At 30.8% G+C, this 23363-nt stretch carries 25 protein-coding genes; 5 read left to right on the top strand and 20 right to left on the bottom strand.

The annotated features are described in order from the left end of the window. Positions 1-3: 3 nt before the first annotated feature. The 5 genes from AC1Q7L_RS09350 to AC1Q7L_RS09370 are packed head-to-tail and all read left to right on the top strand — an operon-like array spanning position 4 to position 3723. Entirely contained in the window at positions 4-240 is a 237-nt protein-coding gene (locus AC1Q7L_RS09350) for an acyl carrier protein (RefSeq protein ID WP_492305191.1), read from the top strand. Next, entirely contained in the window at positions 240-638 is a 399-nt protein-coding gene (locus tag AC1Q7L_RS09355; protein WP_492305192.1) for a MaoC/PaaZ C-terminal domain-containing protein, read from the top strand. Before AC1Q7L_RS09350 ends, AC1Q7L_RS09355 begins: the two co-directional genes overlap by 1 nt. After that, positions 635-1348 (top strand): SDR family NAD(P)-dependent oxidoreductase, encoded by a 714-nt coding sequence (locus AC1Q7L_RS09360; RefSeq protein ID WP_492305193.1) that lies wholly within the window; start codon positions 635-637, stop codon positions 1346-1348. Before AC1Q7L_RS09355 ends, AC1Q7L_RS09360 begins: the two co-directional genes overlap by 4 nt. 25 nt (positions 1349-1373) lie before the next feature. Further along, positions 1374-2792: an MBOAT family O-acyltransferase gene (locus AC1Q7L_RS09365; protein WP_492305194.1), complete on the top strand. Its 1419-nt coding sequence runs from the start codon at positions 1374-1376 to the stop codon at positions 2790-2792. Between the two features lies 1 nt (position 2793). Continuing rightward, a complete protein-coding gene (locus tag AC1Q7L_RS09370) occupies positions 2794-3723 on the top strand; it encodes a hypothetical protein (protein WP_492305195.1) in 930 nt (309 codons plus the stop codon). Here AC1Q7L_RS09370 and AC1Q7L_RS09375 read toward each other — a convergent pair. The 20 genes from AC1Q7L_RS09375 to AC1Q7L_RS09470 all read right to left on the bottom strand — a co-directional run bounded on the left by AC1Q7L_RS09375 (position 3720) and on the right by AC1Q7L_RS09470 (position 23240). Next, on the bottom strand, positions 3720-4658 hold the full coding sequence (locus AC1Q7L_RS09375; protein WP_492305196.1) for a glycosyltransferase family 2 protein: 939 nt from the start codon (positions 4656-4658) through the stop codon (positions 3720-3722). The genes AC1Q7L_RS09370 and AC1Q7L_RS09375 overlap by 4 nt on opposite strands. Before the next feature lie 10 nt (positions 4659-4668). After that, entirely contained in the window at positions 4669-5667 is a 999-nt protein-coding gene (locus AC1Q7L_RS09380) for an acyltransferase family protein (RefSeq protein WP_492305197.1), read from the bottom strand. 3 nt (positions 5668-5670) lie between these two features. Then, positions 5671-6603: a glycosyltransferase family 2 protein gene (locus AC1Q7L_RS09385; protein WP_492305198.1), complete on the bottom strand. Its 933-nt coding sequence runs from the start codon at positions 6601-6603 to the stop codon at positions 5671-5673. Continuing rightward, positions 6603-8399 (bottom strand): asparagine synthase (glutamine-hydrolyzing), encoded by a 1797-nt coding sequence (asnB, locus tag AC1Q7L_RS09390; protein WP_492305199.1) that lies wholly within the window; start codon positions 8397-8399, stop codon positions 6603-6605. Before asnB ends, AC1Q7L_RS09385 begins: the two co-directional genes overlap by 1 nt. 5 nt (positions 8400-8404) lie before the next feature. Next, positions 8405-10003, bottom strand: coding sequence for a hypothetical protein (locus AC1Q7L_RS09395; RefSeq protein WP_492305200.1), 1599 nt, complete (start codon positions 10001-10003; stop codon positions 8405-8407). Between the two features lie 6 nt (positions 10004-10009). Next, complete coding sequence (locus tag AC1Q7L_RS09400; protein WP_492305201.1) at positions 10010-10798, bottom strand: class I SAM-dependent methyltransferase; 789 nt, start codon at positions 10796-10798, stop codon at positions 10010-10012. Between the two features lie 33 nt (positions 10799-10831). Further along, entirely contained in the window at positions 10832-11779 is a 948-nt protein-coding gene (locus tag AC1Q7L_RS09405; RefSeq protein WP_492305202.1) for a glycosyltransferase family 2 protein, read from the bottom strand. A 37-nt stretch (positions 11780-11816) separates the two neighbouring features. Beyond that, a complete protein-coding gene (locus AC1Q7L_RS09410) occupies positions 11817-12737 on the bottom strand; it encodes a glycosyltransferase family 2 protein (RefSeq protein WP_492305203.1) in 921 nt (306 codons plus the stop codon). A gap of 18 nt (positions 12738-12755) precedes the next feature. After that, a complete protein-coding gene (locus AC1Q7L_RS09415) occupies positions 12756-13424 on the bottom strand; it encodes an NAD-dependent epimerase/dehydratase family protein (RefSeq protein WP_492305204.1) in 669 nt (222 codons plus the stop codon). A gap of 11 nt (positions 13425-13435) precedes the next feature. Continuing rightward, positions 13436-14305, bottom strand: a complete 870-nt coding sequence (locus tag AC1Q7L_RS09420; RefSeq protein WP_492305205.1) for a glycosyltransferase — start codon at positions 14303-14305, stop codon at positions 13436-13438. A 1-nt stretch (position 14306) separates the two neighbouring features. Beyond that, on the bottom strand, positions 14307-15128 hold the full coding sequence (locus tag AC1Q7L_RS09425; protein WP_492305206.1) for a glycosyltransferase family 2 protein: 822 nt from the start codon (positions 15126-15128) through the stop codon (positions 14307-14309). Between the two features lie 2 nt (positions 15129-15130). Further along, the gene (locus tag AC1Q7L_RS09430; protein ID WP_492305207.1) at positions 15131-16030 is read right to left on the bottom strand and encodes a glycosyltransferase family 2 protein; all 900 of its coding nucleotides are present in this window, start codon (positions 16028-16030) and stop codon (positions 15131-15133) included. Positions 16031-16097: 67 nt separating this feature from the next. Next, complete coding sequence (locus AC1Q7L_RS09435) at positions 16098-17198, bottom strand: DegT/DnrJ/EryC1/StrS family aminotransferase (protein ID WP_492305208.1); 1101 nt, start codon at positions 17196-17198, stop codon at positions 16098-16100. A 45-nt stretch (positions 17199-17243) separates the two neighbouring features. Next, entirely contained in the window at positions 17244-18746 is a 1503-nt protein-coding gene (locus tag AC1Q7L_RS09440; RefSeq protein WP_492305209.1) for a hypothetical protein, read from the bottom strand. A gap of 26 nt (positions 18747-18772) precedes the next feature. Continuing rightward, entirely contained in the window at positions 18773-19711 is a 939-nt protein-coding gene (locus AC1Q7L_RS09445; RefSeq protein ID WP_492305210.1) for a glycosyltransferase, read from the bottom strand. Positions 19712-19732: 21 nt separating this feature from the next. Beyond that, entirely contained in the window at positions 19733-20263 is a 531-nt protein-coding gene (locus tag AC1Q7L_RS09450; protein ID WP_492329382.1) for an acyltransferase, read from the bottom strand. 19 nt (positions 20264-20282) lie between these two features. Next, positions 20283-20705: a sugar 3,4-ketoisomerase gene (locus AC1Q7L_RS09455; RefSeq protein WP_410691407.1), complete on the bottom strand. Its 423-nt coding sequence runs from the start codon at positions 20703-20705 to the stop codon at positions 20283-20285. After that, positions 20695-21096, bottom strand: coding sequence for a sugar 3,4-ketoisomerase (locus tag AC1Q7L_RS09460; protein ID WP_410691406.1), 402 nt, complete (start codon positions 21094-21096; stop codon positions 20695-20697). Before AC1Q7L_RS09460 ends, AC1Q7L_RS09455 begins: the two co-directional genes overlap by 11 nt. A 1-nt stretch (position 21097) precedes the next feature. Beyond that, on the bottom strand, positions 21098-22351 hold the full coding sequence (locus AC1Q7L_RS09465) for an ABC transporter ATP-binding protein (RefSeq protein WP_492305211.1): 1254 nt from the start codon (positions 22349-22351) through the stop codon (positions 21098-21100). A 40-nt stretch (positions 22352-22391) separates the two neighbouring features. Further along, complete coding sequence (locus AC1Q7L_RS09470) at positions 22392-23240, bottom strand: ABC transporter permease (RefSeq protein WP_492305212.1); 849 nt, start codon at positions 23238-23240, stop codon at positions 22392-22394. Positions 23241-23363: the final 123 nt, after the last annotated feature.

Here is a 23363-nt window from a genome sequence, read left to right on the forward strand (position 1 = left end):
AAGATGAATAAAGACGAAATTTTAGCAAAACTTACAACTATTTTCCATGAAGAATTGGATAATGATGATATTGTTTTAAGTTTTGAAACAACGGCTGATGATATTGAAGAGTGGGATTCTCTTTCTCACATTCAACTAATTGTGGCTGTGGAAAAGGCTTTTAAAGTACGTTTTACTTCTTCTGAAATCCAAAGCTGGAATAACGTTGGAGAAATGATCGACTGTATTATCGCAAAATAATGATACTTCAGCTCGATACAATATTTCAGCATCAGTTTAAGGTTGATGATTCCGTTTATAATGGTTTCATCAATACTTTTGATGACCAAAATTCTCTGCACATCAATGATGAATTTGCCCAAAACAAAGGCTTCAAATCAAAAGTAATGCATGGGAATATTCTGAACGGATTTCTCTCATATTTCATTGGCGAATTGTTGCCAACGGAAGATGTGATGATCCTTTCTCAGTCGATTAATTTTAAAAATCCGGTTTATCTTAATGATATTTTAAATTTTGAAGCTGTAGTTTCCGAGCAGTCGGAAGCGGTGCTGGTAAATACTTTCAAGTTTAAATTTGTAAATACGGATCTTAAAACGGTGGCTTCAGGAAAAATACAAATAAAAGAATTGACGTGAATAAAGTAGTTTTAACCGGTGGTTCATCCGGAATTGGTAAAGAAATCAACCTTTTTCTTCTGGAGAAAGGCTATGAAGTATTATTTACCTACTGTCATTCTGCAGATGCTGCAAAAGAAATTGAAAAGAATTTTGCCAATGCGAAAGCTTTTCAGATAGATTTTACGTCTAACAACCAGATGGATTCTTTTTTTGATGAGATTGAAGCTTTTAGTCCGGATATTCTAATCAATAATTATTACAACGGAACTTTTATCGATACGTATTTCCATAAAACAGAAGCCGAGAAAATTCTTAATGATTTCAAGAACAATGTGATGCCTACCTTGCAGGTTACTCAAAAATGCATTAATATTTTTCGTAAAAAAAAGTTGGGAAGAATTATTAATATCCTTTCCTCATCAATGAATTCACCGGCGATGGGAACTTCTGTTTATAATTCTAACAAAGCTTATTTGCTACAAATGAATAAAAGTTGGGCAATAGAAAATGTGAAATTCGGAATTACCTGTAATTCTATTTCTCCATCTTTTATTCCAACAGATTTTCATAAAAATATGGATGAAAGAGTGAAGGAAACGATACTTTCCGGATATCCGCTGAAAGATAAACTGGAAGGAAGTGATATTTCAGGAGTGATTGACCTTTGCATCAACGGAGGAAAGCATTTTAACGGAAATCATATATTTCTGGATGCTTCACATTATTAATCAATTAAATTCTAAATAAAGATTAATGCAGTTTACTTCTTTTGCTTTTATATTTTTCTTTGCAGCAGTTTTCGGACTTTATTGGCTTGTGTTCCAAAAAAATCTGAAATTCCAGAATATTTTGTTGCTTTTGGCAAGTTATGTTTTCTATGCTTTTTGGGACTGGAAATTTCTGACATTGCTGATTGGCAGTTCTTCGATTGCCTATTTTTTAGGGTTGAAAATCTCTGAAAGCAATAATATTAAAAAGAAAAAGCTGTGGGTAAATTTAGGGTTGATTTTTTCTATTGGAACCTTATTTTATTTTAAATATTTCAATTTCTTTATTGATTCTTTTGCCGATCTGTTCGGAATTAAGAATACGCTTACTTTATCAATAATAATGCCTCTCGGAATTAGCTTTTATACATTCAGGATGATAAGCTATTTGCTTGATATTAAGAATAATAAATTAAAAGCTGAGACGGATGCGTTGGTGTTTTTCAATTACATTGCATTCTTTCCAAGTATGACATCGGGACCAATCGATAAAGGCGGATTATTACTTCCTCAGTTAAAAAAAGAAAGAGCCTTTACTGTTGAAAATGGTTCTGATGCTGCCAGACAAATACTTTTAGGAGCATTTAAAAAATTGGTTGTGGCCAACAGTATCACACCGATTACTCAGAATATATTTCAGAACTATGAGCATCTTTCCGGAGCTACAGTTGCGTTTGGAGTATTTCTTTTCCTTTTCGAGATCTATGCAGATTTTTCAGGATATTCTGATATGGCGGTTGGTTTTGCAAGGTTGTTAGGATTTAAAGTAACCAAAAATTTCGCCTTTCCTCTTTTTGCTCAGAACATTGCAGAATTTTGGAGAAGATGGCATATTTCATTGACTTCCTGGCTCACCGAATATGTATTTACACCTTTGGTAATACAGTTGAGAGACTATGACAAAAAAGGATTAATCATAGCAATTATTTTAAATTTTATTTTGATAGGAGCGTGGCACGGTCCAAGATTTACGTTTGTTTTATTTGGACTGCTTCACGGTCTTTATTATATTCCTTTAATTCTTACCAATAAACTTAATAAGAAGAAAAAGTTTTCTAAAAGTATTCCGACCATTAAGGAATTGGGAAATATTTTATTGACAATGGTAATGGTTTGCTTCGCCTTCGTACTTTTTGTGGCACCTAACCTTACAGAGGCTTTTGGAATGTACGGGAGAATATTCAGTCTGTCTTTGTTTTCAATCCCACAATTTATTAAGATTAAAATTTTAGCTTTAATAGGAATTTTGATTTTAATAGATTGGTTAAATAAAGATCAGGAACATGGTTTGGAAATCAGCAGATATAATCCTTTGATAAGAAGAGGGATATATGTTTTCCTTATTTTCATGATCATGTATTTTGGCGTTTTTGGTAATGGTAGTTTCATCTATGAACAGTTCTAATATGAGAAAGTTTTTATTCAAAATATCATTTTATATTATTGGGATTATTGCTGTCTTATTGTATTTAGGAACATATGCAGATGGTAATACCGATGATAATTATATGCATTTTACAGGGCCAAAACCATCCAATATGATTTTGGGAGATTCCCGTGGCGTACAGGCTGTTATTCCGGATATTCTTGACCAGAAATTTAAGGATACAAAATTCAATAATTTTGCCTTCAATATTGCAGATTCTCCTTATGGAAAAGTATATTTTGAAGCTATTAAAAAGAAAATTGATCCTGATACAAAAAACGGAATCTTTATTCTAACTGTAGATCCCTGGAGTTTATCTTTAAATAAAAACATTAAAAGTGAAAAAGAGTATTCTGAGAATAATTCGGCATTGGCGGATATGCATTTTTATGATATGACTCCCAACTATGAATATCTTTTGAAACACTATTCCAGAAGCTGGTTTAATATTTATAAAGAGAGAGAAGCGATCGCAAAATCAAATACTTTTTTACATAAAAATGGATGGATGGAAGTAACTGTAAATGTGCATCCTGATTCAATAGGAAAAAGAGAAGTTAAAAAAGTAAAAGAATATGGCGATTTTGCAGCAACTCAAAAAATATCTCAATATAGACTAGGAGCATTTGAAGATATTATTAAATATCTTAAAAATAAAGGCTCGGTTTATGTTGTCAGAATTCCCGGTTCTAAAAGAATTATGGATATAGAAAACTCTTATTCATCGGATTTCAGTAAAAAAATAGATGATATTGCTAAAAAGAATAATGTGAAATTCTTTGATTTTTCATCAAAATACAACGAGTACATTTATACAGACGGAAATCATATGTATAAAGAATCCGGCAAGGTTTTTACTGCCCAGATCGCGGATTCTATTCTTCTTAATACACCGATAATAAAAAATTAAAATAAATCTTTTCTAAAATTGATATTAAATAATCCTGAACGGATACTCGGATAATCTGTTATTAGATATTTTACAATCATTCCCCATTTTTTGAAGGTTGGGGCAATGGCAATCTCAAAACTACGGTGCATTCTTCTAATATGAGTTTTGATCTCCTGAGGAATGGTTTCCTCACTTTCAGACCATTTATTAACCTCTCTCCAAAGTAAAACCCTAGTCGTTGCAGGATTTATCTTTCCTGAATCTACTTTAGTAATCCTGTTGTCTTCATGCACGCCTCTTACAGCCACAGCTTTATCTAAAATGCCAGGATATAGATCAAGATAGAAAGACAGTCTAAATAAAAATTCCGTGTCCTGATGAAGCCTTAAATGCGTTTTAAAAAACGGACTCATCTTATTTAACGATTCTCTTCGGATGGTAAGAGCGTCCAAACTAAAAAGCCCGAAAGCTCCTCTCATATGAATCTGCCCGGGAAATACATCTTTCGGATGATGCTTTTTATAGACTGTAGTTAATCGATTTTCAAAAAGATTATAATATTGTTCTTTTGCTTTTTCGGAATAATAATGAACTCCAATTGCACCATAAACTCCTTCTACATCAGGATTTTTGAAAAGTTCTTTTTCGGCATCAAATCTGTTGGGAAGAAAATAATCATCTGCATCCAAAAATGCTATAATATCGCCTGTCGCTTTTTCTAAACCTAGATTTCTTGTTGCTCCGGCTCCATGATTTCCTTTGTCAGGATGCTGGTAAAGCTTTACTCTATCATATTTCTCAGTCAATTCTTTACAAATCTGCAAGGCATTGTCGGGAGATTTATCTTCAATTAAAATGACCTCGTGTACCTCATCAAATTGAAGAGCTGATTCTACAGCCTGTGTGATATATTTTTCGGCATTATAAACTGGAGTAATTACTGATATTTTCATTTTTATCAAATTATGCTTTTAACTTTATTTTTAAATATTCGGTTATTTTTCGTTCTATAAAATAATAGAAAAACGCTGCTACAGCAATTACAATACTAATTTTAAATATAAAATATGGTAAATTAAGATAACCATCTACTTTGAATTTTCTAAAAAGTATTTCTACAAAAGGATGGGAAAGATACAAGGAATAGGATATATCTCCTAAAAAGATCAAAAATCTGTTTCCTTTTATATGAAATGTAAAATCAAATAGTAAAAAAGATAATACAAATAGAGAAATAATCAATAATAGTAATAAGTTGTTTGTTATAGTAATAATATTAAATAGATGTAAAATAAAAGATAGTATACCCACAATAGAAATTACTATTGCCCATTTTTTTGGAATTGAAACTTTATAAAGCAAAAGAGCAAATAAAATACCCGTTATAAAAAATAAATTTAAATAACTGGTAACCATCTGCAAATAAGCGCTTTCAAATTTAAATATAAGACCTGTAATATAGCTGGTGATAAAAAAGGCTATAATAAAGTAATATCTATTCTTTTTAAAGAACAGAGAAATACCAAATATAAGATAGAAAAACATCTCATAGTTCAACGACCAGCCTAAGTAAAGGACAGGAAAACTATCTTTTTGCGGAAGAAATAAAATGGAATGTATGAATCTCGAAAAAAGCTCTCCCTGAAAGTATAAAAAGAAACTTCCGCCAATGATTATCCATGCAAAAGTCAACAAATAGTATAACGGTACAATTCTTATTAATCTTCTTTTATAAAATACAGAGATTTCTTTTGAGATACCTTTGCTAAAATTCATTTTCTGAGTTGTAAATGCCATTATAAAACCACTTATAACAAAGAAAATAGGAACTCCAATACTCCCTTTTCTAAATAAAATATCACCAAGATGAATACTCTCAAAGTTTATATATTCTCGAAAATGGAAACAACAGACAAGTAAAGCTGAAATTCCTCTTAATATCTGTAAATTATTGAGTTTCATCAATTAATGTGTATAGGTAAATCTGTATTTTATCTTAAGTATATTTGGATGTCCAATCATTGTGATCATCAAGCTTACAATCTTAGAAATCCCTTTCTTTTCAGAAAGTTCAAAAGCTTTTTTTTGTAAATAAAGATGTTGGTTGGCGTCTGCATCTAATTCTGCAGATTTTGACCATTCGTATAATGAATTCCAAAGTAAAAACTGACGCTGATTATACTCTTTTGAATACCTCACAATTTTTGTGATCCTGTTATTATCATGAATTCCCCTTACAGCAACGGCTTTGTCTATGATTCCTGATTTTAGATAAGAATGATAAGCCAATTTGATAATAAAATCTGAATCCTGATGTACACGAAGATTTTCGTTAAAACGAAGATTATTTTTTATAATGGTAGATTTTCTTATCGTAAGAGCATTTAAATGGAAAAATGTGCCAAAAACTTTATCCGTTAAGCCTAATAATCCTTTAAAAACCTCTTTACCTTCTGCTGGAAAATTGACTGTCGTTAATGATATATTTTTAAACTTACTCTGAAACTCTTCTTTACCTTTTTCAGACAAATATTCTACTCCGATAGCTCCGAAAACACCTTCAATTTTAGGATCTTTGAAGATTTCTTTTTCGGCATCAAATCTATTGGGAAGATAATAATCATCGGAATCCAGAAAGGCAATAAATTCAGATTGCGCTTTTTCCAAGCCTAAATTTCTTGTTGCTCCGGCTCCATGATTTTCTTTATCAGGATGTTGATATAATTTAATTTTTGAATTTCCGAAAGCCAATCTTTCACAAATTTCTAATGAATTATCAGTCGATTTATCTTCAATTAAAACGATTTCCTTTACTTCGTCGTGTTGCAAAGCAGAGTCTACCGCTTTTTCAAGAAACTCTGAAGCATTGTAAACAGGTATGATAACAGAAATTTCCATTATAAGAAAGATTGATTATTATGCGCCCAAAGAGCTAATTGCAGTAAATTCCAATGTTTTTGACCTTTATCCAGAAACTTTTGAGTAGCCTTAAAATCAATATAATTGAATACTTTTTGGTTAGAATCTTTAAGAAGATCGTTTGAAAGACTGATAAGATTATCTTCTTCAAACCAATTTTCCACACTCATTCCGAAGCCTTGCTTATTCCGATTTCTGATAGTTTCTGTCCAATAAGAACCCATTGCTTCACGAAGAATGATCTTATCGTTTTCGTTATTTAATTTTAATTGTTCAGGAAGCTGAATACAGAATTCAGCAAAATCAATATCTAAAAACGGCGTTCTTACTTCCAACGAATTGGCCATTGCCATTCTATCAGATTTCACCATCATATTTCCGGGAACATATTTTTCTAAATCTACTCTCATGATGTCATTTAATGAATCAGGATTTGGAGTAAAACTGTAAGGTTGGTGAAAGCTTTCAGATATTCCAAGTAATTTTCTTTCTTCTTTATTGAATGAATTTCTCACCGAATTTTGATGGAAATCCAGAATATTCGGATGTTCAAGGTTTTTTTGTGAAATAAAAGAGATCTGCTTTAAATTCTGATATAGCTTTAAACCAAATTTAGCGGCAATATTAGTATAACTGAAATGATTTCTCAGTTGATTTTCAGTTCTGTAGAAATTATATCCTCCAAATAATTCATCACCAACATCACCTGAAAGAACTACGGTAAGGTTTTCTCTGGCGCTTTTACAGATTTCATAATGAGGAAGAAAAGATCTGTCGGCAAAAGGTTCATCCAAAAATGGCGTTACATGTAGTAAAGATGCTGCGAGATCCTTCTTTTTCTCGTGAATTTCAATATGATTGGTATTGTATTTTTCGGCGATTTCTTTAGCATATTTTAATTCACTTGCTTCATGATCATATCCAAAACTTAAGGTTGTTTGTCTAGGTAAAAACTCGCTTACCAAAGCAACGATTGAAGATGAATCTAATCCGCCACTTAAAAAACTTCCTACCTCTACATCAGCAATCAGCTGTTTTTTAACTGCATTTTTTAAAAGATAAATAAATTCATCCTTTGCATCGGATAAACTTATGGATCTATCCTTAGCAGGCAGACTGTAGTAGCGGGAAATAGTAACTTTTCCTTCTTTCCAGATTAATTGATGAGCTGGAGGTAGAGTGTGAATGTTTTTATAGATACTTTGATACGTATTCACATATCCATATTGAAGATAGTGGGAAAGAGCATTATTATTAACCTGAGGCTGAATTAATCCTGAAGCCAAAATGGCTTTGATTTCGGATGCGAAAATAAATTCGTTGTTTTTTCCGATAGCGTAGAAAAATGGTTTTTCTCCGAAACGGTCTCTTGCGCAGAAAAGTTCCTTTTTTTCATTGTCCCAAATAGCAAAGGCAAACATACCCGGAAGGTCATGGATAAGTTTTTCCTGCTTTCTCTGATACATGGCAAGAATCACCTCTGTATCAGAACTTCCATGAAACGGATAGTCCTGATATTGATCTTTTATTGCCTGATAACCATAAATCTCACCATTCAGAACAATACATTCATTTTTAGTGTTAGAAAACATGGGTTGTTTTCCATTCTCGGAAAGATCTATAATAGAGAGTCTTCTATGACCTAAGGCTGCGTTTTCGTAAAATTCGTAATGTGAAGAATCCGGACCGCGATGCGCCATGGCATCCGTCATTTTTTGAATTTCCTCCTGATAATTTCTTGCATTATTAGCTATGATTCCGGCTATTCCACACATGTGTTTTATTTTTTTTGATAATTTGAGGGGAGATACAATATAAATCTTCCAGCTTTAACTACCTTATATTTTTCAGGATGACTTACAAACTTTAATGGTACTATTTCTTTAGGAGAGAAAGGATAATCATTACTTTCAATATAAATATAGTCATCAGGAGTCTTTCCTTCTTTTTTTATTATAAACTTAATATAATCTTTTAATGTAAAATAATAATAAATAGGAGGCGAAGCATCTAAAATATACAAGTATCCCATCAAGTGATTACTTGAATATATTACATTACGTTGATTTTGCAGATAAGGACGAAGGTCATCAATATCTTTTTTCCTGCCTTTGTCTAAATATAGATCATATCCGTTTATTTTTACTTTTTCGGTTTGTTCTGTAAATACAAAATCTTTCCAGCCTTTGTCATGAAGAATATTAGGGAAATTAATAATCATTAAAGATACAACTGATAAATAGCCCAATATCCAAAATAAATTTTTGTATAATCTGATGATACAAATAAAAATAAGAAGGAAATAATAAAATTTATAAGCATTTAAACGTAAATGAAACCAAGTCTGAGAACCAAATGATAGACAATAAGGTATTACCAAAAGAAGAATGATTAGGTATTTATTTTGCTTGGATTCGTCTTTGTCTACCCAAAATCTTATTGCTAATAGATGAGTAAAAACAATAAATGAAAATACAAAATAATCGCCCAAGAAAATGAAAAATCCAAAGGTAATTATACCTATTACGGCCAATACTTTATTTAAAATTTTAATCGAATTTTCAGAAAATTTCGCTTTCCACAATAAGAAAAATGCTATTGCTGATGGTAAAATTGCATTTAAAAAAAGATATACACACCACAAAACCATGAAAGTTTTAGAGTGTTGTTTCCTGTGAAAACTAAGGTACTCTTTAAGGAATTTAAGCTGATAGATAAAGTTATCGATAGTATCCAAAACGGTAAAATAAAGAACTACGCCTAAAATACTTCCTAAAGAAAAATAAATCAGGTTGGTTTTCCATTGGCTGCTATTACTTAAAATAAGAAAACCAATTATAGGAATAATCACAATTGTATGTGAGTTACCGTTAAATAATACGAAAGATAAAATAAATCCCGAAAATATAATGATGAAAGGTCGTTTAACTATTAATGATATGAGCATTAATGAAACTCCCAAATTCACTAGAATTGTATTTCCAATGTATTGTTGAATAATAAGGTTATTGATATTCCAGCTTTCAAATCCAATAAAAATACCTAAAAGACTGAAAAATAAAATGTTATTTTTAAATTTTAAAAATTTGAAAACAGTAAAGCAAAGTAAGAAATTACTTAGTACCAGCGTCGTAATAGAAATAATCCTGAAATGATAAATGTTAGGAGTATAAAGGAATTTAAAAATTCTAAAAAAATTAGTTCTGTCAAAACTTAAACTTTCTCCCTTGTTTTTATAGTAGGATAAATAGTATGCTTCATCATTAAAAATAAAACCTTTGTCAAGGTTCATATAAGTAAGATAGGCTAGCAAGGCTGCTCCTATGACGAATACAAAACAAGATAATGTTTGAGCTGGATTTTGAAGTAGTTTCTTCATTATACTTTATTTTTCACATTCAAAAATAAATGCTGAAGCAATATTTTTACTCAAAGGGTGATACTGTAAAATAACATCCAAAAATTTAATTGGGAATGTAAGACACATTACGATAATCAATAAAATATTATGTAAAGGTCTGATACCAAAAGAAAATAGCATTACAAACCACTCCTGTAAAGGCCAAAGCATACCTCCTGTAGGACTTATTGAATGTATTTTAAGATTATTGAAGTCTTTAAACTGTACTTTTATACCTTCATAAGTATATCTTTGAAAATCATATGGTGAAGCATGAAAAGCCTGCATAAAAGGGATTTCACACAATAATTTTCCTCCAGGTTTCAAGACTCTGTGTATTTCTGCGATAACAGCCTGAGGATCCGGAACGTGTTCTAAAACAGCAATATTAATAATTTGATCTACAGAATTATCTTTAAAAGGAAGTTTAGTAATATCGCATACAACATTTACAGGATTATAGGGAATAAGATCAACATTAATAATGTCATCTCTCAGATCTGTATATCCGCTTCCAAGGTTTACTACAACTTTATCAGAGTTTTTAGTTTCTCTTAAAACTTTTCTTAAGAAAAAATATCTTGAAGGATATAAAGGTGCTATGATGTAGATAAGCAATTCATACAACCAAACATATTTCTTAAAAAAAGTCTTTATTTTATCGAGAGAGTCGGAAACAATATCTTCATTAAAGTCAAGAAATACGAATTTTTCGTTTTTGTATTCGTACTTGAAGTTTGTGGTGTCAATGATTGACTGTATTTTTTCTTTCATTTTTGTATTGAAATAATTAATAAATTTTAAAGCTTAATTTTTTTGATCTACTATTTTAGTATTAATAGTTTTCTCAATTATGGTATAAGGTCTGTTTCTGGCCTCATTGTAAATACGGTATATATATTCTCCGATAATGCCTAAACTAATCAAGAGAATAGAATTGAAGAAAAGTATAATAATAATAATTGTGGTATAACCAGCAACCTCAATTTCATTTAAAAAATATCTGATAATAGTAAAAGCAGTAAATAAAATAGAAGTTACCAAACCTATATTTCCTAATATGCTAATGATTTGAAGAGGTAGAGAAGAAAAGGAAAAGATGCCGTCCTTGGCAATTTTGATCAGTTTTTTCAATGAGTAACCTGATTCTCCTTCTATTCTGCCACTTCTTTCATATTCCAGACCAATTTGTTTAAAACCGATCCATGCTCTGACTCCCCTTAGATAAGGGTTTTGCTCATTAAGCATAAGCATTTTATCTTTTACATTTTTGGTCATTACACAAAAATCTCCCGAATCAAGGGGTATTTTTGTCTCACTTATAGAATCAAGCAATCGATAAAAACCTGTATAAGCTAGTTTCTTCAATCTTCCTTCTTTTCTTTTTTTTCTAACGCCATAAGCAACTTCATAACCGAGATCTAGTTGATCGAAAAAAGCAGGAAGTAAAGAAGGAGGGTCTTGTAAATCATCATCAATGATAGCAATGTAATCCCCAGTGGCATAGCTCAATCCAGTTTTTACAGCGATTTGATGCCCAAAATTTCTAGAAAGTTTAATACCTTTAATATAAGGGTATTCTTCGGCCAGCCTTTCAATAGTTTCAAAACTTCTGTCTGGGCTGCCATCCTCTACCAATACCAATTCTAGATCCCAGTTTGATTCTTTCTTTTGATCATCTACAGCTTTTACAGTTTTATGAAGAAATTTGGAAGAATTATATACAGGAATTACAAGAGTTATTTTTCGATTCATAGTGTTTAATAAGGGTTGTCAAAAATACATAAAACATTTATATTTTCAAAAATGTTGTTCCTTTTTTGCTGATTTTTGTCCTTATTTCATTAAACGTTTCAGATTCTGCTGATATTTTACGGTATTTATTAAATAATTGTTTCGCGATACTAAAATTTCTTAAAATACAGTTCTTAATGATACTTTGCATTAATGCTTTTTTTTCCAACTTTAATGCATTGCTAAGATTCGGGTTAATAATATTAGTTTCAGTACTGAGATCCGGATATTTATTATAATCTACCTTACCAAGAAGTTGCTTTCCATCGTGTATTACTTTACTTTTTGGAGCAAGTAAAATTTTCATTTTGTGAAAGTGAAGCCTGTTTACATACTCATTATCTTCTCCATAGTGGAAAAAATAAGGGTTAAAACCTCCTACTATTTCAATCGTTTTTTTGGGAATAAACCAATGTGCAGCATTAATAAAACTTATTTCATAATAAGATTGTAATGTTTGAAAATACAAGTCGGAAATCAATCTTGTTTTTTCGAAATTATGTGCAATATATTTATCTAAAAAAATATCAAGCTGCCTTTCGTTTCCAGCTATATGCATCGGGCTTAAGATACCAATTTGATGATTGTCAGGATGATTATTGTATACATTTAATAATTCCTGAACACTATCTGGGAAAATCCACGCATCCTGATTCATCAGATAAACAAAATCAGCACCGGCTTTATAAGCCTTTTCTATTCCTAAATTATTTGCTTTCCCAAATCCTGAATTTTCCGGAGATTGGATGAAATCTACTTCAGAAAAGTTATTTTTTATATATTCTTGAGTGCCATCTTGGGAACCGTTATCGATCACGATACAGTTTAAGGGAACGGTTGACTGCCTTAAGCTTGTAAAGCATCTTTCTGCCCATTTCATGGCGTTATAAGTGACAATTATAATATAAATCTTGGGCATTTGTGTTAAAATTTGATTTTAGATATATTTTTCTGTCAGAACCTTCATATAATCTTCGGAGGTAGTTTTTGAGAAAAAATTATTAGTATTTTCATCAAAATCCACTTTATAAAAATCTCCTTCGTTTACTTCATCAAAGTTTGCTTTTTTATTCATTTTTAGCTGGATGGCATTAATGATTTCTTTCAGATCATAGTAATAAGGATACGCAAAATTAATTGTTTTGTTTTTTATTTGAGAACAGTTAGTGTCTAAAAATAGAGCAATATCATCGATATCTATTAATAGTCTTCTTGCTTTAGTGTGCAATGCAAACTTATTACTGTTAGAGATCTGTGCTTTCAGATAATTGAAAAGAGTGTTTGGATTTCCTCCTTTTCCGACAATATTTCCGATTCTCAGGATTAGGTAATTCTCAGAATTTTCCTGGATATAATTTTCAATTTCCTTTTTATGCAAAACGTAATGACTGTTTTGTTTAGATTGATCATTAATACTTAATGTAGAGAAATAAATAAGCTTGCTGTCGCGATTATTTTCTAAAGCATTTTTTAAAAGAGTGAATTCTCTTTCAAATTCAGAGCTTCTGGTTTCGAGGGAGTTTGAAACGCCGGAAGCAAAGAACAGCATGTCCTCTGAATCTATATTTTTTAATGAGCTTGCGATAAGTCCGTTTCCTATAATCATTTATGTTATTTTTAAGGCTTTAGTTTTTTATTAATATCCGAAGCATACTTTAGATAATGGTAATACTTTTTTGCGATTACAATATGATCTTTAAAATTAATTCTATTTAGCGGATAAAATTTTAAGGTGAAAAGCATATTTTCTTTATTAATAAGATAATATTCAAAATATTTATAGAGAAATCCTAAAAAGTTATTTTTTTCGGTTTCGGAATCATTTTTTTTATTAAAATTAAATTTTAAATTTTGCTTGATTTTTATATTAGTGTCAAACCATTCTTTAGTTTGATTTCCTTTTGAAAAATGCTCGATCAGAATATCATCAACAATATAATTTTGGAATTTTTTTGAACATCTAAGACTAAAATCTAGGTCATATCCGTGAAAACCGGATAAATCCTCATTGAATTTAATCTCAGAATAATCCCTTTTTTTAATTGCCATAAAAACACCATCAACAGCAAATACTTCAGTCATATTTTGCTGTGTGGTTTTTATATAAACCGATTGGATATTTTCTTTGCTGCCCTGTAAAATATTTATAAAATTATATTTTTCTGCAACTGTCCAGCTTGCAGGTGCCGCGGGAACATAAGATGAACCTGCTAAACCAATAACTCCAACATTTTCTTTGTTGAGATGAGCGATTAATTTTTCACCCCAATTCTGTGTGTGAAAAATCAGATCTTCATGAATAAACAGAAGATTATTATATTGTGATTTCTCTGCCCCAAGATTGTAAGCTTTTGTGATGCTCATTACATTAGGATTCCACATTTGTATAATTTCATACACAATACCATCACCAATCGTCTCGTTAATATTCTTAACAAGCTGATCATAATAGAGTTGCTGATATGATGAAATTATAATAGAGAGCATTTTAAGGTGTTTTATTAATTAATTTAAACAAAAATTTATTAATTGAATTTTTATTAACGATCTGATTGTAAAAGTTTAGGCTTCTTTCGATGTTTTTTTGCTGTATAAAATTATCAATAGCGTTCATATCTTTTGGAAGGTACTTTTCTAAATGTTTTTTATAGATATAATTTAATGAAAAGTCTTTTTTAGCTTTATTTTGATTGATTTCAACATCCATAGATTCTTCTTTTCTACGATAGAAAAAACCTAAGTAATCTAAACATAGAACCGTCTTTTTTTCGTCTAAAATAGACAGCCAAAAGTCCCAATCTTCTTTTCCGTAGATTAAATTTGAATCATAACCTTTCGTAGCTTTCCAATCTTCTTTTTTAAAAAAAGCAGTACAGAAAATAAGGTTTTCTAATAATAGATGGTCATAATTATAATCAGCTAATTTCCAGGATTCATCTGTTGTACCAAAAAACTCCGCTTTACAATAAATAACAGTATAGCCGTCGTTAAATTTTTCTTCTGCAAGTTTCAAATACTGATCTCCAATTCTGTCGTCGCAGTCCAAAGGTAAGATCCATTCTCCATTGGCTATTTCTATTCCTGCATTTCTTGCGGAAGATAAGCCTCCGTTTGCTTTATGCAGATATTTGAAACGATTGTCTTTTTCAGTCCATTTCTTGGCAACATCTTCTGTATTATCAGGAGAACCATCATTTACAATAATACATTCCCAGTCCTGATATGTTTGCTCAAGAACTGTCTGCAGGCATTCATCAAGATATTCAGCCTGATTGTAGCATGGAACGATAATGGAAATTCTTGGATTCATTTCTAAATAATTTTACTTAAAAATTTATACAGAACAACAGGCAATTTATACTGTATAGCGATTTTTAATCTTTTAATATGATAAGGATATTTTTGATATGCCTTACTATATTCTGATGAAATTTCTTCTCCGGTAAAATAGGATTTCTGTGTTCTGTCGTTTATTTTATCTTTTGCATCGCCGTTTTTATCGAACATCATTTGGAGAATCAATGTTTCAGTATCAATTCTTTGTTTTTTAGATGTAGAAATATTTTCTCCATGAATTCTGTAATAAGCCAGCTTTTCAGGAATATAGGCAATGTAATATAAGGTATTGATTTTCAGCCATCGGTAATAGTCCTCGACTAAATAGTCAGATTTATATTCTCCGGTTTTTATCAAAGCTTCTTTTCTCATTACAACTGTTAATGCAGCAACTCTGTTACCTTTTATTAATAATTTTCTAAAATCATCTTTATCAATATTTCCTAATGAGTTGTAGTCTGCAATATCGGGAATACTGTTTGAGTTTTCGTCAATTCCATAAGTGTCGGTAAATACCATTCCGTAATCTTGACCTGATTTTTCCAATTCTGCCACACACTTTTCTATGGCTTCGGGATGGAGAAAATCATCAGCTGCAATAACTTTTACATATTTTCCTTCTATAAGCTCTATACATTCATTAAGAACAGTGGCAAGACCTGTATTTTTTTTGTGAAAATTAGTAATCGCCGGATAATTATTTTCTGAAAGCCAGTTTTCAAAAACCTGAACAGAATTATCTGGTGAAGCATCATCTGCAACAATAAGCTGAATGTTCGGATAGGTCTGTGCTTTAACACTATCAAGGCATTCCGTGATATATTTTCCTTGATTGTAGCTGCAGACAATGATACTTACTAAATCTTTTTTTTCCAAAATAGGGACTTTCTAATGATTACTTATATTTATTTTACTTAAATTTTTCTTTTCAAAAAAATATTGATTAAAAATTATTTAAAATATCTATAACTTTTGAAACCTCCTCCAAAGTCATTACAGGAGAGATGGGTAAGCTTAAAACTTCTTCATGGATTTTCTCGCTAATAGGAAAAGAAAGAGTATTCCATTCTTTATATGCTTCTTGTTTATGAGGCGGAATAGGATAATGAATAATCGTCTGTATTCCGTTCTCCGTAAGATATTTTTGAAGTATATCTCGCTTTTCACTTCTTATAACGAAAACATGCCAAACATGTTCTTCCTCATTTTCGGGATACTCAGGAAGTACTATTTCAGGATTAGTGATTTCATTAATGAAACGTTTGGCAATAAGCCTTCTGGTTTCATTTTCTGTATCGATATATTTTAATTTTACGTCTAATACAGCAGCTTGAATTTCATCTAATCTTGAATTCAAACCTTTATAAATATTGACATATTTTTGATTAGAACCATAATTTGCTAAAGTTCTAATTGCTTTTGCCAGCTCATCATCATTAGTTGTCACGGCTCCTGCATCACCCAAAGCTCCTAAGTTTTTACCAGGGTAAAAGCTAAATCCAGCTGCATCACCTAAGTTTCCAGATCGTATGCCATTCCATTTTGCCCCGATGGTTTGTGCATTATCTTCGATGATTTTTAAATTGTGCTTTTGGGCTATTTCTTTCAATTCATTAGAAAAAACAATTTTTCCCTGAAGGTGTACAATAAGGATTCCTTTGGTTTTAGAAGTTATTTTTTCTTCTATTTTAGTAATGTCTATATTATATGTATTAATATCTGGCTCTACTAAAACGGGAACTAAACCATTGTCTGAAATTGCCAATATAGAAGCAATATATGTATTTGAAGGTACAATTATTTCGTCTCCGATATTCATTACTCCCATCTCAATATATGCTCTTAAAATAAGGCGTAATGCGTCTAGACCATTAGCAACGCCAATAGCGTGCTTAGCTCCAATATAGTTGGAAAGATTTTTTTCAAAATTTGCCAATCTTTCTCCCATCAGATACCATCCAGAACGGAAAACTTCTAAAAGTTGGGTTTCAATTTCTTCTTGGTACTGTAAATTTATTTTTTGTAAGTCGAGAAACTTTATCATTTGATGTATTTTTATTTAGTTTAAAAGTGTTTATAAATATATAAATTATTCAGAATCCTTAATCATAGTATTATTTTGAGGCTCGGCAAGATAAAGCTTTAATATTTTTCTGAATATGATATAAGTAATTAATAAAATACTGCCGTATATCATTGAATTATTCGTAGATAGCCAAGGTCCCTGAAATTGAAAATAACGTTGTGAAGGGAATTCTAAAAAATTAGGCCCTGGAAAAGCATTTGTTAAAAAGCCTTTTGGTGAATTAATGGTGTACCAAAAACGCGACCAGACCAATTGAAATGCAAATATGCCTATCAGTAATTTGGTGTCGAATTTATATTCTTTAATAGAATCTAAAAATAGAATGACAACGAAAGGGTATAGCTGCAAAAATTGCCTAGTTTCTGTTCCTAAAGAGAAAAGTATGAAGATAATTAGTATAATTTTTTGAAAAGAATCTGTTTTTCTCATGTAGGAAAAAAAGATTCGATGAAAGTATAAGATAAAAATTATAAAAACTCCATAATAGATAAAATGGGTTATTAAAAACTTTAATGGAAATGAGGTCGCCTGTTGGGCTATATTAAACGAGAATTTTTCTAACGAAAGTGTATTTTGTCCATGGAAATTAAAGCTTAAATATTTACTAACCAGAAAATAGATAACTAATATACCAACAGGAAAAATAAACTGTGATGAATAGTAACCTTTTAAATTTAAATAAATTTTATCCAATAAAGGTAAAATATATTTCAGAGCGAGAAAAATAAAACCACCCAGTAAGAATATTGTAACCGGGATTAATCCAGCTGCTGACTGTATACTGAAATCAGATGCAGTTTTTAGAATCAACAGGTCATAATTATGATAATAAAAGTATAGTAATGATGAAATAATAGGAATAAATATAACTAACCTATAAGTTTTAATATGTTTTTTAATCTCAATACCTTTTTCATTAAAAACAATAAAATTAGTCGTAATCAGAGCCAAAACAATAAGAATTGTTGTTGGAAAAATAAACATGAAAATCAATAGAGAAGTATAAAACTTAACCTTGTTTTTAGCGAGATAGTAATAATATAATATTAAGCCGGATGTGAAGCCAAAAACATCCATTAAAATTGGATAAAAATTAGAAAATTTTAAAATAAAAAAATTAACAAATAAAAAGCAGAAACCAAGAATAGTCGTGTTTTGCGAATATTTTTTTATTTGAACTATTTTAAAATAATAATAAATTGCAACTATAATACTTAAAAAATTTAATGCTAAAAATACAGCTTCAATATTAGTTAAAGTATATTCAATATTTAAAATCCGGAATAGACAATGACCTATTGCAGGAATTAATAGTCTTGAATTGTAATACGGTGTAAAAGTTTGAGAGCGAAGAAGATGAGAGAAGTTTTTTACGATCGCAACGTAATTTTTTTCATCAAAAATGTCAGCATATTTAAAAGGAAGAGTATCCATACTTATAAAAGCATATAATAAGCTTAATAAGAAAATGGATAACAGATAATGAATGGATTTTATATTTTTCAACATTATTAATTAGAATTAAAAAGGTGCTATTTATTTTTAATAATGTATCCTGGACGATTTTTCACTTCTTCAAAAATTCTCCAAATATATTCTGCAATAATTCCTAATGAAAATAGAATTAATCCTCCAAAAAATGATATGAAAAGTATGATGCTTGTCCATCCTTTTGGCAACATATCTCCCCAATAAGGATCACCAAACAATTTGATGTAAGAATAAAAAATGATCATTAAAAATGAGATCAAAGAAACCCAAAGTCCAAGGTTAAAAATAAATTTGATAGGAAATGATGAAGACGAAAAAAAAGTATCTTTTGCTAGTCTTATTTTTTTCTTCAACGTCCAACGAGACTTTTCGTTGACTCCCAAAGGTCTGTGATATCCATAAAAATAGGGATTAAAACCTAACCTTAAAATTTCAATAACCGTTGATGTGTTTATGGGATGGATCTTTTTATTAAGTATATCAATAATTTCTCTGTCAATAAAAAATAGATCAGCACCTCCGGTAGGAAATTGAACCTCCGTTAATTGATTCATTATTTTGTAATATGTTTCAGAAAAGAGACTGCTTTTCCAATCATCATCTCGAGTAATCCTGTGAGGAATAATGATTTTTTCTCCTTTTAACCATAGATTGTACATGTCTACGATAGTATCATAAGGCTGTTGCTCATCATCTACAATAGGCAATGCACACGCACCTTCACAAATAGAAAGTCCTGCGAAAATTGAATAATGACTTGTATAGTTTTTACTCAATTGAAAAGCCTTTACATTGGGCTCTTGCTTTTCTAAATCTAAAGCTACTTGATATGAATTATCTTTAGAACCATCATCAACTATAATAAACTCGAATGGTATATTGTGTTCGTTCAGTAATTTTTTAATATTACTATAAACTCCCAGAATTCGGTGTTCACTATAATAAGAAAGCAGAATTAAAGATAATTTTTTTGATTCCATTTGTGTAATATTAAATAGTCTTTATATGCCGGGATTTTTCACAACTAATTGTGTGTCTTCAAAAATATATTCTTTTCCTGATTCGTCCTTTAAATCTAGATTTAAAAGAACTCCTTCTTTAGTTATAAAACCTCGGTGTTTAGCAGGATTTCCATACCATACAGTGTTTGCAGGTATATCTTTTGTGATAACACTTCCTGCACCAATTAAAGCACTTTCTCCAATAGTATTTCCTGCGATAATGGTAGAGTTTGCTCCAATTGAAGCTCCTTTCTTTACCAAAGTTTTGCTAAATTCTAATGGATATTGCTTAGATCGAGGGATTAAATCATTAGTAAAGGTAACATTGGGGCCAATAAATACATTGTCTTCTAATGTTACTCCATCCCAAACCTGTACTCCTGGTTTTATGGTAACATTATTTCCTATAACTACGTCATTTTCAATAAGGACGTTACAGTTAATATTACAATTATTACCAATTTTAGCACCTTTTAAAACAACGCAGAACTGCCAAATCATGGTTTCTTCACCTATGTTTTCTGTTTGCACATCTGCTAAATCATGAATTTTATTTTTCATTTTGTAAGCTTAAGAAAGTTGAATAATCTCTTACATAATCTGCTTCATTGTATTGATGAGAAGCTAAAACAAGACAAATGGCTCCGGAAGAAAAATTAATTTCTGAAGCCCATATTCCTGGAGGAATGTGTAATCCTAAATCGGGGCGATTAAGAAAAATCTGTCTTTTGAATTTTCCATCATCCAATGAAACTTCAAAACTTCCGCTTGCGGCAATTAGAAACTGATGACATTCTTTGTGAGAATGAGCTCCTCTGCTTTCTCCGCCTGCGATATCATATAAATAAAAAATTCTTTTTATGTTGAATGGAAATCCAGAGTTATTCTCAACGACTGTAAGATTACCTTCGTCAAAATTAATTTTGCCTAAATCTATAGTGCTGCAGTCAAATACAGAAAGGTTATTTTTCATTTGCCAATTTTTTAAATTCATCAAAATCTCTGATATAATCACTCTCATTATAAGTCTTATCTGAAACTATCAGTGCTAACGAATTGGTAGAAAAATTTTCTAATTTGCGCCAATACATTTTCGGAACATATAGCCCGTAATAAGATCTGTTTAGAGAAAATGATTTTTCTTCTTTTCCGTCATGTATTATTACATCAAAACTTCCTGAGAGTGCAATGATAAATTCTTGCTGTTCTTTGAATGCATGACTTCCTCTGACCTCGCCGCCCGGTACATCATAAATCCAATATGTTCTTTCTATCTGAAAGGGTAATTGATTAGGATGTTCAAAAAAAGAGAGATTTCCTCGTTTATCTAAAATTTTCGGTAGATTTATTATTTTTGGATCCATGTTAGAAGATTTTAAAATCTAATTGTGGTCTTATGATTCCTGGAAGGAGATTCAAATTTTGCCCTAATTTTACGTTTTCAACTTCAAAACCAATAAGGTTTGGAGCAACATATAGCGGAATTCTCTGATCTTCTCCGAAAATAAGTTTAAAGTAATAATTTCCTGCATTGAGAAGGTTTTTTGGAAGAGTAAATTCTACAGAATATTCCTTAGCTTCAGAATTATTGTTCGTAGAAATCAAAGTTCCGGTATGGAAAATAGCTACTTCTTCATAAGTTCTTAATTCAAAAGTAGTATCTAAATTTATTCCTGCTTTATAATTAAAAAACCTTAGTTTTATTCGTACACCAGATTCTATATCAATCAATGATCCTTCGTTTGGTTCTGCGGAGAATTCTAAAATTCTGATATTTTCATTTCCCGGAGCGGTTTCTAAAGGACCTTCATGTAAAAAGTGTGAGCTTTGCTCGTTATTTTTTTGATATTCAGTAATCGTATTAATAATATTACCAGAATATACCAATTGTCCTTGATTAAGCAAAATTCCTTTTGTGCAAAGCTCTTTTATAGCAGTCATATTATGACTTACAAATAAAATCGTTCTTCCTTCTCCTTTGGTAACGTCTCCCATCTTTCCAAGACATTTTTTCTGGAAATCGGCATCACCTACTGCTAAAACTTCATCTACGATTAAAATTTCAGATTCCAAATGAGCTGCAACAGCAAATGCCAAACGTACATACATCCCTGAAGAGTATCTTTTTACGGGAGTGTCAATATATCTTTCTACGCCTGAAAAGGCAACAATTTCGTCAAATTTTCTTGTGATTTCTTTTCTTGTCATCCCGAGGATTGCTCCATTAAGATAAACATTTTCGCGCCCTGTCATTTCAGGATGGAAACCTGTTCCTACTTCCAACAAAGAAGCAATTCTTCCGTTAGTATGAATTGTTCCGGTAGTGGGCTTTGTAACTTTACTTAACAGTTTTAGTAAAGTCGATTTTCCGGCACCATTTCTTCCAATAATTCCTACGGCATCACCTTGTTGAATTTCAAAATCAATGTCACGAAGAGACCAAACGTATTCAGAATTCCCCTTGGAGGTTCTGTCATTAGCTTCTCCAATTTTTAAATAAGGATCTTCTTTTCCCCTTACTTTATGCCAAAATCTATTAAGGTCATGAGAAAGAGTACCTGTTCCCACTTGTCCTAAACGATATTGTTTTGATATGTTTTCTGCTTTTAAAGCTAGCATGTTTTTAAATTTTAATTTTTATCAAGTGTTTTTAGTTCAATTATACTGTATCCATAAATGTTTTCTCTACTTTATTGAAGGTAACAATACCTATAAATAGAAGAATGATCGTTATAATTGTACTTACTATTAACATTGTAGGTGAAAAATCCCCAACACCAAGCCAGCCATATTTGAAACATTCAAAAATACCGGTTAGCGGATTAAATTTAGCTAAATTTTTAAAATATCCAGGGAGCATAGATACAGGATAGATAACGGGCGTTGCATACATATATAAGCTTATACCGAAACCTAGTAACATACTTAGATCTTTGTATTTGGTAGTAAGTGCAGAGAATATCATTCCGACACCTAAAGCAAATAAAGCCATGAGAATAAATAGAAAAGGAGTTGCCAATATCCACCAGTTTGGAGTGATTTCTTTATTAGCAAGATAATAAATCCAAGCAACTATAAATAAAATAAACTGAACCCCAAGACGCATCAGGTTTGAGATTACAATTGAAATAGGGGTAACCAGCCTTGGGAAATAAACCTTTCCAAAAATATTTGCATTTCCTGTAAATGTACTGGATGTTCCTAGTAAGGATCCTGAAAAATAATTCCATAATGTAACCCCTGCAAGATAAAATAATATACCCGGAGCTCCATCAGTAGGAAGCTTGGCAAATCTGCCGAAAATAATCAAATAGGTAATTGTCGTAAAAATGGGATTGACAAAAAACCAAATTGGACCTAAAATAGTTTGTTTAAAACTTGATATAAAGTCTCGTTTTACAAACATATAAATAAGGTCTTTGTACCTCCAGACTTCTTTTAATTGTAAATCAAATAAAGAATGGCTGGAACCTATTGTTTCTGTCCACTTTTGTTGTGGTTCATTCATCTGTGTAGAAATTTATGCAAATTTATAATAATTAATTTATCCGAAAATTTTTAGATTATGAATTATTCTTCATATTGACCTAAAAATAACAACTAATGTATTGAAAAATATCGTTATGAACAA

Source organism: Chryseobacterium sp. GW823-FHT05E08 (assembly GCF_058795655.1).

Bases quoted from the DNA above. Each gene is read 5' to 3' on its own strand.
- AC1Q7L_RS09350 (WP_492305191.1), top strand. From the start codon at position 4: ATGAATAAAGACGAAATTTTAGCAAAACTTACAACTATTTTCCATGAA.
- AC1Q7L_RS09355 (WP_492305192.1), top strand. From the start codon at position 240: ATGATACTTCAGCTCGATACAATATTTCAGCATCAGTTTAAGGTTGAT.
- AC1Q7L_RS09365 (WP_492305194.1), top strand. From the start codon at position 1,374: ATGCAGTTTACTTCTTTTGCTTTTATATTTTTCTTTGCAGCAGTTTTC.
- AC1Q7L_RS09370 (WP_492305195.1), top strand. From the start codon at position 2,794: ATGAGAAAGTTTTTATTCAAAATATCATTTTATATTATTGGGATTATT.
- AC1Q7L_RS09375 (WP_492305196.1), bottom strand. From the start codon at position 4,658: ATGAAAATATCAGTAATTACTCCAGTTTATAATGCCGAAAAATATATC.
- AC1Q7L_RS09380 (WP_492305197.1), bottom strand. From the start codon at position 5,667: ATGAAACTCAATAATTTACAGATATTAAGAGGAATTTCAGCTTTACTT.
- AC1Q7L_RS09385 (WP_492305198.1), bottom strand. From the start codon at position 6,603: ATGGAAATTTCTGTTATCATACCTGTTTACAATGCTTCAGAGTTTCTT.
- asnB (WP_492305199.1), bottom strand. From the start codon at position 8,399: ATGTGTGGAATAGCCGGAATCATAGCTAATAATGCAAGAAATTATCAG.
- AC1Q7L_RS09395 (WP_492305200.1), bottom strand. From the start codon at position 10,003: ATGAAGAAACTACTTCAAAATCCAGCTCAAACATTATCTTGTTTTGTA.
- AC1Q7L_RS09400 (WP_492305201.1), bottom strand. From the start codon at position 10,798: ATGAAAGAAAAAATACAGTCAATCATTGACACCACAAACTTCAAGTAC.
- AC1Q7L_RS09405 (WP_492305202.1), bottom strand. From the start codon at position 11,779: ATGAATCGAAAAATAACTCTTGTAATTCCTGTATATAATTCTTCCAAA.
- AC1Q7L_RS09410 (WP_492305203.1), bottom strand. From the start codon at position 12,737: ATGCCCAAGATTTATATTATAATTGTCACTTATAACGCCATGAAATGG.
- AC1Q7L_RS09415 (WP_492305204.1), bottom strand. From the start codon at position 13,424: ATGATTATAGGAAACGGACTTATCGCAAGCTCATTAAAAAATATAGAT.
- AC1Q7L_RS09420 (WP_492305205.1), bottom strand. From the start codon at position 14,305: ATGCTCTCTATTATAATTTCATCATATCAGCAACTCTATTATGATCAG.
- AC1Q7L_RS09425 (WP_492305206.1), bottom strand. From the start codon at position 15,128: ATGAATCCAAGAATTTCCATTATCGTTCCATGCTACAATCAGGCTGAA.
- AC1Q7L_RS09435 (WP_492305208.1), bottom strand. From the start codon at position 17,198: ATGATAAAGTTTCTCGACTTACAAAAAATAAATTTACAGTACCAAGAA.
- AC1Q7L_RS09445 (WP_492305210.1), bottom strand. From the start codon at position 19,711: ATGGAATCAAAAAAATTATCTTTAATTCTGCTTTCTTATTATAGTGAA.
- AC1Q7L_RS09455 (WP_410691407.1), bottom strand. From the start codon at position 20,705: ATGAAAAATAACCTTTCTGTATTTGACTGCAGCACTATAGATTTAGGC.
- AC1Q7L_RS09460 (WP_410691406.1), bottom strand. From the start codon at position 21,096: ATGGATCCAAAAATAATAAATCTACCGAAAATTTTAGATAAACGAGGA.
- AC1Q7L_RS09465 (WP_492305211.1), bottom strand. From the start codon at position 22,351: ATGCTAGCTTTAAAAGCAGAAAACATATCAAAACAATATCGTTTAGGA.
- AC1Q7L_RS09470 (WP_492305212.1), bottom strand. From the start codon at position 23,240: ATGAATGAACCACAACAAAAGTGGACAGAAACAATAGGTTCCAGCCAT.